The organism is Pseudomonas sp. NPDC087342, assembly GCF_044744265.1.
Taxonomy (GTDB): Bacteria; Pseudomonadota; Gammaproteobacteria; order Pseudomonadales; family Pseudomonadaceae; genus Aquipseudomonas; species Aquipseudomonas nunensis.
Window position 1 is genome coordinate 41792 of the sequence record NZ_JBIUXZ010000010.1, and the last position, 13200, is coordinate 54991.

11 protein-coding genes are annotated in these 13200 nt (G+C 60.5%); 1 reads left to right on the plus strand and 10 read right to left on the minus strand.

All coding sequences use genetic code 11. The features are described from left to right. Nucleotides 1–94: 94 nt before the first annotated feature. Genes ACIOYV_RS20135 through ACIOYV_RS20145 form a run of 3 tightly spaced genes read right to left on the minus strand, consistent with a single transcriptional unit; the run spans nt 95 to nt 5312 of the window. Entirely contained in the window at nt 95–3148 is a 3054-nt protein-coding gene (locus ACIOYV_RS20135) for an efflux RND transporter permease subunit (RefSeq protein WP_401326388.1), read from the minus strand. After that, nucleotides 3145–4212: an efflux RND transporter periplasmic adaptor subunit gene (locus tag ACIOYV_RS20140; protein ID WP_401326391.1), complete on the minus strand. Its 1068-nt coding sequence runs from the start codon at nt 4210–4212 to the stop codon at nt 3145–3147. Before ACIOYV_RS20140 ends, ACIOYV_RS20135 begins: the two co-directional genes overlap by 4 nt. Continuing rightward, nucleotides 4209–5312, minus strand: a complete 1104-nt coding sequence (locus ACIOYV_RS20145) for an efflux RND transporter periplasmic adaptor subunit (RefSeq protein WP_054047851.1) — start codon at nt 5310–5312, stop codon at nt 4209–4211. Before ACIOYV_RS20145 ends, ACIOYV_RS20140 begins: the two co-directional genes overlap by 4 nt. Before the next feature lie 309 nt (nt 5313–5621). Here ACIOYV_RS20145 and ACIOYV_RS20150 point away from each other — a divergent pair, with 309 nt between their 5' ends. Then, nucleotides 5622–6782 carry an AAA family ATPase gene (locus ACIOYV_RS20150; protein WP_054047852.1) on the plus strand — a complete coding sequence of 387 codons (1161 nt, stop codon included), beginning with the start codon at nt 5622–5624 and terminating at the stop codon, nt 6780–6782. A 108-nt stretch (nt 6783–6890) separates the two neighbouring features. Here the strand turns inward: ACIOYV_RS20150 and ACIOYV_RS20155 are convergent, their stop codons facing one another. From ACIOYV_RS20155 to ACIOYV_RS20185, 7 genes are all read right to left on the minus strand, one after another. Further along, nucleotides 6891–7772, minus strand: coding sequence for a transporter substrate-binding domain-containing protein (locus ACIOYV_RS20155; protein WP_401326395.1), 882 nt, complete (start codon nt 7770–7772; stop codon nt 6891–6893). Next, nucleotides 7769–8551: an amino acid ABC transporter ATP-binding protein gene (locus tag ACIOYV_RS20160; protein ID WP_401326398.1), complete on the minus strand. Its 783-nt coding sequence runs from the start codon at nt 8549–8551 to the stop codon at nt 7769–7771. Before ACIOYV_RS20160 ends, ACIOYV_RS20155 begins: the two co-directional genes overlap by 4 nt. Beyond that, entirely contained in the window at nt 8548–9207 is a 660-nt protein-coding gene (locus tag ACIOYV_RS20165) for an amino acid ABC transporter permease (protein ID WP_054047859.1), read from the minus strand. Before ACIOYV_RS20165 ends, ACIOYV_RS20160 begins: the two co-directional genes overlap by 4 nt. Further along, a complete protein-coding gene (locus ACIOYV_RS20170; RefSeq protein WP_054047861.1) occupies nt 9188–9853 on the minus strand; it encodes an amino acid ABC transporter permease in 666 nt (221 codons plus the stop codon). The genes ACIOYV_RS20165 and ACIOYV_RS20170 overlap by 20 nt, the downstream gene beginning before the upstream one ends. 561 nt (nt 9854–10414) lie before the next feature. Next, entirely contained in the window at nt 10415–11197 is a 783-nt protein-coding gene (locus ACIOYV_RS20175; RefSeq protein WP_054047863.1) for a MetQ/NlpA family ABC transporter substrate-binding protein, read from the minus strand. A 377-nt stretch (nt 11198–11574) separates the two neighbouring features. Next, the gene (locus ACIOYV_RS20180) at nt 11575–12504 is read right to left on the minus strand and encodes a sigma 54-interacting transcriptional regulator (protein ID WP_163907702.1); all 930 of its coding nucleotides are present in this window, start codon (nt 12502–12504) and stop codon (nt 11575–11577) included. Nucleotides 12505–12555: 51 nt separating this feature from the next. After that, on the minus strand, nt 12556–13137 hold the full coding sequence (locus ACIOYV_RS20185) for an alpha/beta hydrolase (protein ID WP_054047867.1): 582 nt from the start codon (nt 13135–13137) through the stop codon (nt 12556–12558). Nucleotides 13138–13200 lie beyond the last annotated feature (63 nt).

The following is a 13200-nucleotide window of genomic DNA, read 5'->3' on the forward strand; positions in this document are numbered from 1 at the left end:
GGCCGCCGCTTTCGCGAGCAGGCTCGCTCCCACATTGGAATGCGTTCCACTGTGGGAGCGAGCCTGCTCGCGAATAGAGCGCGAAGCGCTCGCCTTACTGCGCTTCTTTCTTCGGCTCGCGGATTTTGTACCAGGCCACATACAGCGCCGGCAAAAACAGCAGCGTCAGCAGCGTCGCGATGATAATCCCGCCAATCATCGCGTAGGCCATCGGCCCCCAGAACACTTCCCTCGCAATCGGGATCATCCCCAGACTCGCCGCAGCCGCCGTCAGCAGGATCGGCCGGCGACGATGTTCCGTCGCTTGCGCTACCGCATCCCACGGTGCCAGGCCTTCCTTCTCCAGCGCATCGATCTGCGTCACCAGAATCACTGAGTTGCGAATGATGATGCCGATCAGCGCCAGGATCCCGAGGATCGCCACGAAGCCCATCGGCGTGCCGGTCGGGATCAGCGCCAGCACCACGCCGATCAAGCCGAGCGGCGCGACGCTGGCCACCAGGAACAGCTTCTGCACGCTGTGCAGCTGAATCATCAGGAACGTCGCCATCAAGAACAGCATCAGCGGCACCACCTTGGCAATCGGCCCCTGGGCCTTGCCGCTTTCCTCGACTGTGCCGCCAGTCGCGACCTTGTAACCCACCGGCAAACCGCTAGCGAATTTATCGATAGTCGGTTGCAGCTGTTTCACCAGGTCAGTCGGCTGAATCTCGTCGCGCACCGCCGCCTTAATGGTGATGGTCGGTTTGCGGTCGCGGCGCCACACCAGCGGTTGCTCAAGCTCATAACGCACCGTGGCGAAGGCCAGCAACGGAATCGAGGTGCCGCTCGGCGTCACAATCTGCAGGTTCTGCAAGGTTTCCGGCGTGCCACGCTCAGCATCCTCGGCGCGACCGACGACGTTGATCAGGTAAATATCATCGTCCACCTGAGTGATCGGCGAACCAACGACGATGCTGTTCATCAGGTTCGCCACGTCTTCCGACGACAGCCCCAGTTGCCGCGCCTTGTCCTGGGCGATGTCGATACGCAGGACTTTGCCCGGCTCGTTCCAGTCGTAAATGATCTCGCCGATGTGTGAGTTCTTGTCGAGTTCGGTGGCCAATTCGATCGCGTGTTTGCGCACTTGATCGATGTCCTTGCCGCTGACCCTGTACTGAATCGGCCGTCCCACTGGCGGGCCCATTTCCAGGGCCTGGACATAACTGCCGATGCCGACAAAGTCTTTGCGCAGGCGCTCATTCAAGCGCTGGCTGAGCGCGGCGCGCGATTCCAGTCCTTTGCTGACGATCACCAATTGCGCGTAATACGGGTTCTGCAATTGCTGGTCGAGAGGCAGGTAGAAACGAATCGCGCCCTCGCCGATGTAAGTACTCCAGCGCACGATGTCCGGGTCGTCCTTGAACGTCGCTTCGAGCTTGTCCACGGCTTTGCGGGTTTCGTCGATCGAGGCGTTTTGCGGCAGGTTGAGGTCGACGAGGATTTCCGGGCGATCCGAGGACGGGAAAAACTGGTTCTGCACGAACTGCATGGAAAACACCGACGCCACGAACAGCGCGATGGTGATGCCGATCGCCCACCAGCGATTGCGCATGGCCCATAACATCCCGCCATTGAACGCCCGACCGATGCGACCCGGCTCGGCGGAATGCGGTTTCACGTTGGTGCTGAGGATGTGCACCGCGATCACCGGAGCGAACAGCACCGCGACCACCCACGACACCAGCATCGCCACGGCGATTACCGCAAACAGCGTGAAGGTGTACTCACCGGCGGAGCTGGCGTTCAAGCCAATCGGCACAAACCCGGCCACGGTCACCAGCGTACCCGTGAGCATCGGGAACGCGGTCGATGTGTAGGCGAACGTCGCCGCCTGCTCCTTGGTTTCGCCCATTTCCAGGCGCGTGACCATCATCTCGACGGTGATCATCGCGTCGTCCACCAACAGGCCGAGGGCGATGATCAGCGCGCCGAGGGAAATCCGCTGCATGGTGATGCCGCTGTATTCCATGAACACGAAGACCATGGCCAGCACCAGCGGAATCGAGCACGCCACCACCAGGCCGGCGCGCACGCCGAGGCTGATGAAGCTGACGATCAGCACGATCACCACCGCTTCGAACAGCGCACTGGTGAAGCCGCCGACGGCTTTTTCCACCACATCGGCCTGGTCGGACACGTTGTGCACGCCGACGCCCACCGGCAGGTCGGCGGTCAGGTCGGTCATGCGCTGGTGCAGGGCCTTGCCGAATTCCTGGATGTTGCCGCCCTTCTTCATCGCAATCGCGAGGCCGATGGCCGAATGACCGTTGAAGCGGAATTCCGGGGTGGCCGGGTCGACGTAACCACGGCTAATTTCAGCGATATCGGCCAAGCGATAGAAGCGGTCGTTGAGCCGCAGGTTGACGTTGGCCAGGTCTTTCTCGGACGCGAACTGCCCCGAGGTGCGCACGGAAATCCGTTCCGGCCCGGCCTCGATCACACCCGCAGGGGTCACGGCGTTCTGCGATTGCAGGCTTTGCACTACCTGACGCTGATCGATGCCCAGCGCGGCGAGTTTGCGTGTGGAGAAGTTCAGGTAGAGGACTTCATCCTGCTCGCCGACCATCTCGACCTTGCCCAGCCCCGGTACGTCACGAATTGCGGCGCGCACCTGCTCCACGTAATCGCGCAACTGGCGCATCGACAAGCCGTCGGCGGTGAAGGCATACACCGAACCGAACACATCACCGAATTCGTCGTTGAACCCCGGCCCTTGCAGGCCTTGGGGGAAGTCGCCGCGAATGTCGTTGATCTTCTTGCGCACCTGGTACCAGATTTCCGGGATGTCCTTGGCACTGGTGGTGTCGCGCAGATAGACGAACACCGTGGATTCGCCGGGTCGCGTGTAGCTTTTCACGTAGTCGAGGGAGTCGAGTTCTTCGAGCTTTTTCTCGATGCGGTCCGTGACTTGCTTGAGGGTTTCTTCCTGGGTCGCACCCGGCCAGCGGGTCTGGATCACCATGGTTTTGATGGTGAACGAGGGGTCTTCCTCGCGGCCCAGGTTCATGTACGAGAACACGCCCATCAGCAGCGCGACGAACATCAAATACCAGACGAACGACTGATGTTTGAGGGCCCATTCGGATAAGTTGAAACTCCCTTTCATCGCGGGCTTTCCTCGTCGATTTTGACTTTTTGCCCGGGTTTCAGGCTGTTCACACCGGCGCTGACCACGCGCTCACCGGACTTCACGCCGTCGGCCAGCACCACCGTTGCATCGGTGCGGCTGATCAGGTTGACGTCCCGTGGGGAAACGGTCTGGTTTTGCGGATCGATCACCCAGATGCGGGTTTTGCCATCGACTTCTTGCAGGGCGCTGACCGGCAGTTCCAGACGCGGTTTGATCGCCGAACTGAGGGTCACGCTGATTGCCGTGCCGAGGCGAAAGCCCGGCGGTGTTTCGGTCAGGGTCAGGCGGGCGCGACGGGTGCGGGTTGCGCTTTGGGCCTGGGGTTCGATTTCGCGGATGATCGCGGTGCTGGTGATGCTCGGGTCCAGTTGCGAGGCGACCTGAAACACCACGTCCGTCGGCAGTTGATCGACCAAGGTGTCCGGCAGGTCGATCACCGCTTCCTTGATGTCCGGTTGCGCCAGGGTCACCACTTGCTGGCCGGCGGTAACGACTTGCCCGGCCTCGGCGTTCCACGCGGTGACGATGGCTTTGTGATCGGTGCGCAGTTGCACGTAGTTGAGTTGGTCCTTGGACTGATCGACCGCAGCCTTGGCCTGATCGAGGGACGCCTGGGTGGTTTTCAGGTCGGTCTGCGCGATGTCCAGTTGCGCCTGGGCGCCGACGCCACGATCAAACAGCGCTTGCTGCCGACGGGCGTTGGCCTGGGCGTTGATGAACTGCGCCTGGATACGCGCCAGATCGCCCTCGGCGGAGCGCAACTGGTTCTGCTGATCGGTGGGGTCGAGGGTCGCGAGCAACGCGCCCTTCTCGACTTCAGCGCCGACATCGACATTACGGCTGGCGATACGGCCCGGCACGCGGAAGCCGATATTGCTTTCGTAGCGCGCCTGGATGCTGCCGGCGAAGCGCCCAAGGTCTTCCTGATTCAGGGATTTGACCTCGATGGACAGCACCGGGCGCACCGGCTCCGGCGGTGGTTCTTCTTTGGAGCAGGCGGCCAGCAGCAGGCCGGCAGACAACAGCATCAGACGCTTCATTGGTCGGCTCCCGGTGCCAAATCCTTGTAGGTGTTTTCGGCGATTTCCACTTTCATTCCCGGGTGCAGTAACTGGCCGCCGGCGATGATGACTTTTTCACCACCGTCCAGGCCGCCGCTGATGATGACTTTGCCGGTCAGGTAACGGCCGACGGTGACGGTGTGCAGTTGCGCCTTGCCGTCGGCGTCCACCAGCCACACGGCCGGGTCGCTGAGGTTTTTGGTCAGGGCCGACCAAGGCAATTCCACCGCGGATTTGCCCGGCGTCTTCGCTGTGGCGCTGACCACCGAGCCGAGTTGCATACCATCGGGCAGGCCATGCAGGGTGACTTTGACTTGCACGGTGCCGGTCTGCGCGGACACCGCCGGGGTGATTTCCCGGACAGTGCCGGTGGTTTTGATCGCGGGGTTGTCGAGCAAGCTGACCACCAACGATTTGTCCGAGGGCGGTTCGGCCAGCAGTGATTCGTAGACGTTGAACACCGCGTCGCGCTCACCGTCCCGGGCCAGGCTGAAAATCGGCACCGTGGCTTGCACCACCTGGCCGACTTCAGCCTGGCGCGCGGTAATCACGCCGGGGGCTTCGGAGATCAGCGAGGTGTAGCTCAGTTGCTCGCGGGCATTGGCCAGTTGCGCCTGGGCGGCGGTCAGGGCGCTCTGGCTACTGCGCAACGCAGCCTGGGCCGCATCGTATTCGCTCTGGCTGGTGTAGCCCTTGGGCAGGAGTTTTTGCTGGCGCACGAACGCGGCGGCGGTTTGTTTGACCCGCGCCTGTTCGGCGACGACCTGGGCCTGGGCCGAATCGACGTTGGTCTGCAAATCCTTCGGATCGAGCTTGGCGAGCACCTGTTTGGCGGACACCCGGTCACCGACATCGACCATGCGCTGGATGATCTTGCCGCCAACGCGGAACGACAACTCGGTCTGCACCCGTGCCTGGACATCGCCGGTGAGGGTCACCGAAGCGGCGTAATCCGCGGGTTTGACCGCTTGCACGAAGACTCGCGGCAGGTCTTTTTCGACCGGTTTCTTATCGCCGCAAGCGGTCAGCAGCGCGAACACGCCCAGCCCCACCACAATTTTCAATCCGGTACCCGCCATGCAGACTCCTTTTCGTTGTACGAACGTGCAAGTGACGATACGACTGTGAGCTTAGAACAGGGTTCCACGCACGCACGGGTTTGCTGCAAACCCTGTGACCCAGCGAATAACCTGTGGCGAGGGGGCTTGCCCCCGTTCGACTGCGCAGCAGTCGCAATAGCTGCAGATGCGGTGTATCTGAGAAAACAGCGGGGCCGCTTCGCAGCCCAACGGGGGCAAGCCCCCTCGCCACAAAAGCCCGCTCCCACAAGGGATCTCCATGTGGCCGACAATAAGGCAAACTGGCCGCCTATGCAGTAGGAAGCTCTTATGCTTAAAACCCTCGCGGTGGCCAATTACCGCTCGATCAACAAATTGGTGATCCCGCTGGGCCGGCTGAACCTGATCACCGGCCCCAATGGCAGCGGCAAGTCCAACCTCTATCGCGCCTTGCGCCTGTTGGCGGAAACCGCCCAGGGTGGCGTGGTCAACGCGCTGGCCCGAGAGGGTGGGCTGGATTCGACGTTCTGGGCCGGGCCGGAAAACATCACTCGACGCATGCGCAACGGTGAAGTGCCGATCGAGTCCAGCGTGCGCCACGGTGTCAAACGTCTGCGCCTGGGATTTGCCGGGGAAGACTTCAGTTATTCGATTGCCCTGGGGTTGCCTGCGCCGACACAGTCCTATTTTTCCCTCGACCCGGAAATCAAAAAGGAATGCATCTGGGCCGGACCGCTCTATCGCCCGGCCAGTCTGCTGGTGGACCGTGAAGGCCCGATGATCCGCGCCCGTGAAGGGCGCAATTGGGACGTGCTGGCCCAGCACACGCCGAATTTCGACAGTTTGTTCGATCAGGTCGGCAGTTTTCGCACCTCGCCGGAAGTCATGCATTTGCGTGAATTCATCCGCCGCTGGCGTTTCTACGATCACTTTCGCAGCGACGCCGATGCCCCGGTGCGTCAGCCGCAACTGGGTACGCGCACGCCGGTGCTGCACCACGACGGTCGCGACCTGGCGGCGGCGTTGCAGACGATCAGTGAAATCGGCGATCCCGAAGCGTTGCAAGCGGCGATCAGCGATGCGTTTCCCGGCGCAAGGCTGAACATCGCGCCGTTGCAGGGTGGACGGTTTGCCATCGAGTTTTATCAGGAAGGATTGCTGCGGCCATTGTCGGCGGCGGAGTTGTCGGACGGCACGTTGCGTTACTTGCTGTTGGTCGCCGCACTGCTGACGCCGCGACCACCGTCATTGATGGTGCTGAACGAGCCGGAAACCAGCCTGCACCCGGACCTGTTGCCGGCGTTGGCGCGGTTGATTATCCGGGTGTCCGGGCAGTGTCAGGTGTGGGTGGTGTCCCATGCCCGGCGGTTGATCTCGGCGTTGCAGGAAGACCCGGAGTGCAATTGCATTGTGCTGGAGAAGACCCTGGGCCAGACCGGGATCGTCGGCCAGCGGATGCTGGATGAACCGGCGTGGCATTGGCCGGATTGAGCGGCGCCTGTTAGACCGCTTTCGCGAGCAGGCTCGCTCCCACAGGGATTACCTGACTCCTGTGGGAGCGAGCCTGCTCGCGAAGGCGGCCGCAAGGTCAACGAGGAATCACCCCTGCCACTTCCCACCCTCGACAATCACGCTCTCAGGCTTGGTGTCATCGCTCAGTTCTTTACGCACATATTGGTCGTACAGCTTGAGCAGATACTTCTCTTCACCCAACTTCGCCAACTCGACATTCACCCAGTCCCGCAGTTCGATGTTGCCCTTCTTCACTGCCGGCGCAATCGGCGCTTCGGCACCGAGGGTTTGTGCGAGCACGCGATAGCCCGGGTTCTGCTTGGCCCAGCTGAACAGCACCAGGTTGTCTTGCGCATAGGCGTCGCCGCGACCATTGGCCAGGGCTTGCAGGGACTCGGAGTTTTTCTCGAACTTCAGCAGTTTCCAGTCCGGGTGATTCTTGGTCAGCCAGATATCGGCGGTGGTGCCGGTGGTGACGATGGTGGTGCGGCTCGCCAGGTCATCGAGGTTTTTCACCGAGCTGCCCTGTGGGACAAGCGCTTGCACCGCGACCTTGAGGTTCGGGTTGGTGAATTCCACCGCTTCCTTGCGCTCTGGGGTCACGGTCATGTTGGCCAGGATCAGGTCGACCTTGTCGCTTTGCAGGAACGGAATCCGGCTGGCCGGTTCCACCGCGACGAACTCGACTTTGTTTTCATCGCCCAGCAGATCCTTGGCGAATTGACGGCCGATGTCGGTATCGAAGCCAACATAGCGCCCGGCCTCGTCGACGAAACCAAACGGCGGTTTGTCGGTAAACACGCCGACAATCAGCTTGTCCCGGGCTTTGATTTTGTCCAGGTAGCTGGCCGGTGCCGCGCTTTCGCTGGCGACTTTCGGCTTCGGCGTTTCTTCGGATTTGTTGCAGCCAGCCAGCAGCGCGAGGCCGAGCAGCGGCAGTAAAAAGAGTGAAGACTTGGCAGTTTTCATAGCGGTTCCAGTTCCTTTGTTTGAGTCTTTTTGGGCAGGGCTTCGACGTAGGAGAATTTCTCCAGGAACTGCTGCGCTCGTGCGGTTTGCGGGTTCGTAAAGAAAAGCTCGGGAGGGTTTTGTTCGAGGATGCGCCCGGCGTCCATGAACACGATGCGGTCGGCCACGGCGCGGGCGAAGGCCATTTCGTGGGTGACGATCAACAGGGTCATGCCTTCGCGGGCCAGGCCCTGAATCACTTCCAGCACTTCCTTGACCATTTCCGGGTCGAGGGCGGCGGTGACTTCATCGAACAACATGACCTTGGGGTTCATGCACAGCGAACGGACGATCGCGATGCGTTGCTGCTGCCCGCCAGAGAGCTGGCGCGGATAGGCATCGCGCTTGTCCAGCAGGCCCACGCGTTCGAGCAACGCTTCGGCCTGGGCACGGGCGTCGCGGCGATCACGTTTCTGCACTTTGACCGGGCCGAGCAGCAAGTTTTCGAGCACGTTCATGTGCGGGAACAGGTGATAACTCTGGAACACCATGCCGATCTGCTGGCGCACGTCGCGCCAGTCAGTGCCCTTGTCGAGCAACTCGCGGCCATTGAAGTTCAAACTGCCGCTGTGAGCGACTTCCAGGCCGTTGAGGCAGCGCAGCAAAGTGCTTTTACCGCAGCCACTGGGGCCAAGGATGACGATCACCTCGCCTGATTTCACGCTCAGGTCGATCTCTTTGAGCACCTGTTGCTCGCCGAAAAACTTGTTGAAACCCTTGAACTCGATCAATGCGCTCATGCTTGCGTCCAGCGCCGCTCCAGCACGCGCGAGGCGGCCGAAAGCGGGTAGCAGATGAAAAAGAAAAACAGGAAAAGAGCGCCGTAGATCAGCACCGATTCGTAGGTGCGCTCGATGATCTGCTGGCCGACCTTGATCACGTCCACCACGCCGATCAGCACCGCCAGGGAGCTGGTCTTGATGATCCGCGTGTAGACGTTGATGGTCGGCGGCGTCATGCGTTTCAGCGCCTGGGGCAGCAGCACGTAGCCGAACAGTTGCGGGCCATTCAGGCCAATCGACAACCCCGCCTCACGCTGGCCGCGCGGCAACGACAACAGCGCGCCACGCACCACTTCGCCGACCTCGCTCGCGCCCCATAGCGACAACACCAGCACCGCGCACCAGAAGCTCGGGATGCTCAGGCCAAAGAAAATCGGCAGGCCGAAGAACAGCAGGTACAGCCAGACCAGCACCGGGATCGCCCGGAACAGTTCCAGATAGACCCGCAGGATCGCGTTCAGCCATTTCGAATTCAGCGTGCGCAGCACACCGTAAAGCACGCCGCCAACGGTGCTGATGGCGATGCTCAGAAACGATATCGACAAAGTTTGCGCAGCGCCCTTGCCCAGTTGCGGCAACGACACCCACAGCAACTCAAGACCCGAACTGGCCATGCTGGAGCCTCCTTTCCAGACGGCTGAGCAGCAGCGACAGCGGCAAGAACAACAGCACGCAAATCAGCGTCAACACGGCGAGCATTTCGTAGGTTTTGTAATAGAGCGCGATGTAGCTTTTGGTGGTGTAGAGAATCTCCGGCACCGCCACCGCCGAGACCACGGTGGTTTCCTTGAGCAGGAAAATGAAATTGGCGAACAGCGACGGCAAGCTGAGGATGCCGGCTTGCGGCAGGATCACGTAGCGCAGCAATTGGCCGTGGGACAAGCCGATGGAGCGACCGGATTCAAGTTGCGCCTGGGGCACCGCGTCCACACCGGCCCGCAGCACTTCCGTGAGGTAAGCGCCGCCAAGAAAGGTCATGGTGATGATCGCTGCCGCAAAACCGGAAACGCTAATACCCAGCGCCGGCAGGGCGAAGTAGACGAAGAACAGCTGGATCAACAGCGGGGTGTTGCGCGCCAGCTCCACGTACAGCCCGACCAGGCGCTGCAGGTAAGGCGTGCGGAACACCAGGATCGTCGCGTTGATCAGCGCCACCAGCAGCGACGTGCCGATGGCGATGAAGCCGACCTGCAGCGTCACGCCCACGGCTTTGAGAAACGCCGGCAGGGTGCTGAGGATAAAAGCGTAATCGAAGGTCATTGAACATCCTGGACGCCGCTCGGTAAGCGACGGTGGTGCAGTCCATGGGCAGTGGATAACCACCCGGCAGGCACCGACTTTAAAGGTATAAAAAGAAGAATTTAAATACCGTTAAAGCATATTGATATCACGCAAAAAACTAACCCACGGATTTGCGGCGACAACGGAAGACGACTATTTTCCTTTGCGCTGTAGGAAGGATCTATTTTTCAAAAAGCCACTCCAAGGACGCACAGCTTTTGGCCAGACTCCCCCGGCCGAACCATCACAAGGAAGAGAAAATGGCTGACGCAAAAGTGCCGCAACCGCTGGACCCGCAGGACATCGTGAAATTGCTGGTGGCGTTGCGCCGGGCATTGAAGGCCGGGGTGGCCTAGACCTTAAAAAGCAAGAGATCGCAGCCTCGTTTCACTCGACAGCTCCTACAGGGATACGCATTCAATGTAGGAGCTGTCGAGTGAAACGAGGCTGCGATCTCTTGATCTTCGGGCCAATAAAAAACGCCAACGCTATATAAGCCGTCGGCGTTGAAACCTTGAAGGGGTTTAAAGCTGCGTCGAATCAGAACGCCGGCAATACCGCGCCGTTGTACTTCTTGGCGATGAACGCTTTCACTTCCGGGCTGGTCAGGGCCTTGGCCAGTTTCTGGATTGCGTCGCTGTCCTTGTTGTCCGGACGAGCCACCAGGAAGTTCACGTAAGGCGAATCTGCACCTTCAATTACCAGCGCATCTTTAGCCGGATTCAGGCCAGCTTCCAGCGCGTAGTTGGTGTTGATCATGTCCAGGTCGACCTGGTCCAGAACACGCGGCAGCATGGCCGATTCCAGTTCCTTGAACTTGAAGTTGTGCGGGTTCTTGGCGATGTCTTTCGGGGTAGCCAAAGCGTTTTTCGGGTCTTTCAACTCGATCAGGCCCGCCTTCTGCAGCAGGATCAGGGCACGGCCGCTGTTGCTGCCTTCGTTCGGGATAGCGATGGTTGCGCCATCTTTCAGCTCAGCCAGGGTTTTGACTTTCTTCGAGTAGCCGCCGAACGGTTCGACGTGCACGCCGATCACGGTGACAAGGTTGGTGCCTTTGCCCTCGTTGAAGCTCTTCAGGTACGGCAGGGTCTGGAAGTAGTTGGCGTCCAGACGCTTCTGATCGACCTGCACGTTCGGCTGAACGTAGTCGGTGAAGACTTTGATTTCCAGATCCACGCCTTCTTTGGCGAGGGTCGGTTTGATCAGTTCGAGAATCTCGGCGTGTGGAACCGGGGTCGCCGCAACCACCAGTTTCTCGCCAGCCTGGGCCAGGCCCGCAGTCAGGGCAGCCGCCAATGCGGTGAACAACAGAACCTTTTTCATGCAGTGTCCTTATCGAAAATCACGGTCGCTCAATGGCGACGGCTATTAGTACGTGTGCCAGTGAAGTGCTATCGCTGGCGTGAAGCGGACAATACCGGGATTTTTTATTCCCGAACAATATCTTTTATTCACTTTCATATTCCATTTTGTTCATACAGCTCTGGCCCGCACATTACCCCGTAGGAGCGAGGCTTGCCCGCGAAGGCGTCCTTCCTGATACACCGCGTTGCTTGGTTCGCGAGCAAGCTTTGCTCCTACAGGGAAAGCGTCCTTCCTGACACACCGCGTTGTCTGGTTCGCGAGCAAGCTTCGCTCCTACAGGGAGAGGCGTCCTTCCTGAGACACCGCGTTGCTTGGTTCGCGAGCAAGCTTTGCTCCTACAGGAGTCCGGCGTTGTTGAGGAGTTGTTTCAGGGCTGTTTGCTCCGCAGCGGAACCACTGGCGAGGATCTGTTTGAGTTGCCGTTCAATCTGCGCCAACGACGGCAATGCTTCCGGCAGATTCAAATGCTCGGGCAAGATCTCATCCCCGGTGCTGACCAGTAGCGCAAAGTGGATGACATTCTCCAGCTCCCGGGTATTGCCCGGCCAACTGTGCGCCTCCAACACCTGTTGCGCGGCTTCGCTGATCAACGGCACCGGCAGGTCCAGGCGCTGGCTATAGATGCCCAGAAAGTATTCCGCGAGGGACAGGATGTCGCCCACCCGCTCACGCAGCGCCGGCAATTCGAGCTGGCCTTCGCTGAGGTAGTGATAAAGCCGTTCATGGAATTTCCCGGCCGCCACCGCTTGAGCCAGGTCGATGCTGGTAGCCGCGACCAGGCGCACGTCCACCGGGCTCGGCTGGTGCGCGCCGACGCGGGTGACTTCGTGGTTTTCCAGCGCCGAGAGCAGTTTGATCTGGATCGGCAGCGGCAAATCGCCGATCTCATCCAGGTACAGCGTCCCGCCATTGGCCGAGCCGAACCAACCGGCACGACTGCTGGCCGAACCGGTGTAACTGCCGGCGGCATAACCGAACAATTCGGCATCGGCATAGGTCGGGCTGATCGCGCCGCAATTGACCGAGACGAACAACCCGCCACGATCACTCGCTCGGTGGATGTGCCGCGCGAGCAACTCCTTGCCGCTGCCGGTTTCACCGCGAATCAATACGGAAATGGAGCGCGGGGCCAGTTGCTCCAGTTCCTGGCGCAACTGCCGCGAACGCGGATCGACGAATACCAGCGCCTTGGCGCGGATGCTCAGGGGACTTTTTTCGGCGTCGGGGAAGGTCAGCAATGGCTGACCGAAAGTTTCAAAACTCATGGCAGACTCCCGCCCAAAGCCGCCGGGAGACGGGGGCGTTAAAAATAAAATTTAAGCGCGGCGCAGGGCGTGATGCTCCATGCGGTTTTGCAGGCGATAGAGATAGGCAAAGCCCTGCTCCCAGCGCTGGTGACCGGACTTGACGTTGATGTGCCCGGCACCCGCCAGGATCCCCGCCTCGGCACCCCAATTACGGGCCAGCTCCATCGCACGCGGCGCGCTGACGGCGCTGTCGTTATCGGAGCTGACAACCTGGCTCGGGAACGGCAGCAACGTGGTCGGGATCGGTGCAAAGTTACGCAAGGCCGGTGCGCAGGCCGGACGCTCGACGTCTGCGGGCGCGACCAGCAAGGCACCGCGCACCTGACGCAGGAAATTCAGTGGCGCTGTGGCCGCCCAATGGGCAACGGTGATGCAACCCAGGCTGTGGGCGATCAGGATCACCGGCGTGCTGTCGGCGGCAATTGCCTCGGCCAGCGCCGCGACCCAGTCTTCACGGCGCGGCGTCAGCCAATCGGCCTGCTCCACTCGTGCACTGTTCGGCAGACTGTTCTGCCAATGTGTTTGCCAATGATCTTCTGGCGATCCTTGCCAGCCCGGCACAATCAGGTAGCGAATTGATTCGTTGCGCATGGGGAGCTCTCCTGCTGCTTGTCTGTTCCTGATCGAGTATAGGGATGAGAGTTATATTCGTTA

What these genes read in the sequence shown, in the direction of transcription:
- ACIOYV_RS20135 (WP_401326388.1), bottom strand. Translation starts at nt 3,148, where the DNA reads ATGAAAGGGAGTTTCAACTTATCCGAATGGGCCCTCAAACATCAGTCG.
- ACIOYV_RS20140 (WP_401326391.1), bottom strand. Translation starts at nt 4,212, where the DNA reads ATGAAGCGTCTGATGCTGTTGTCTGCCGGCCTGCTGCTGGCCGCCTGC.
- ACIOYV_RS20145 (WP_054047851.1), bottom strand. Translation starts at nt 5,312, where the DNA reads ATGGCGGGTACCGGATTGAAAATTGTGGTGGGGCTGGGCGTGTTCGCG.
- ACIOYV_RS20150 (WP_054047852.1), top strand. Translation starts at nt 5,622, where the DNA reads ATGCTTAAAACCCTCGCGGTGGCCAATTACCGCTCGATCAACAAATTG.
- ACIOYV_RS20155 (WP_401326395.1), bottom strand. Translation starts at nt 7,772, where the DNA reads ATGAAAACTGCCAAGTCTTCACTCTTTTTACTGCCGCTGCTCGGCCTC.
- ACIOYV_RS20160 (WP_401326398.1), bottom strand. Translation starts at nt 8,551, where the DNA reads ATGAGCGCATTGATCGAGTTCAAGGGTTTCAACAAGTTTTTCGGCGAG.
- ACIOYV_RS20165 (WP_054047859.1), bottom strand. Translation starts at nt 9,207, where the DNA reads ATGGCCAGTTCGGGTCTTGAGTTGCTGTGGGTGTCGTTGCCGCAACTG.
- ACIOYV_RS20170 (WP_054047861.1), bottom strand. Translation starts at nt 9,853, where the DNA reads ATGACCTTCGATTACGCTTTTATCCTCAGCACCCTGCCGGCGTTTCTC.
- ACIOYV_RS20175 (WP_054047863.1), bottom strand. Translation starts at nt 11,197, where the DNA reads ATGAAAAAGGTTCTGTTGTTCACCGCATTGGCGGCTGCCCTGACTGCG.
- ACIOYV_RS20180 (WP_163907702.1), bottom strand. Translation starts at nt 12,504, where the DNA reads ATGAGTTTTGAAACTTTCGGTCAGCCATTGCTGACCTTCCCCGACGCC.
- ACIOYV_RS20185 (WP_054047867.1), bottom strand. Translation starts at nt 13,137, where the DNA reads ATGCGCAACGAATCAATTCGCTACCTGATTGTGCCGGGCTGGCAAGGA.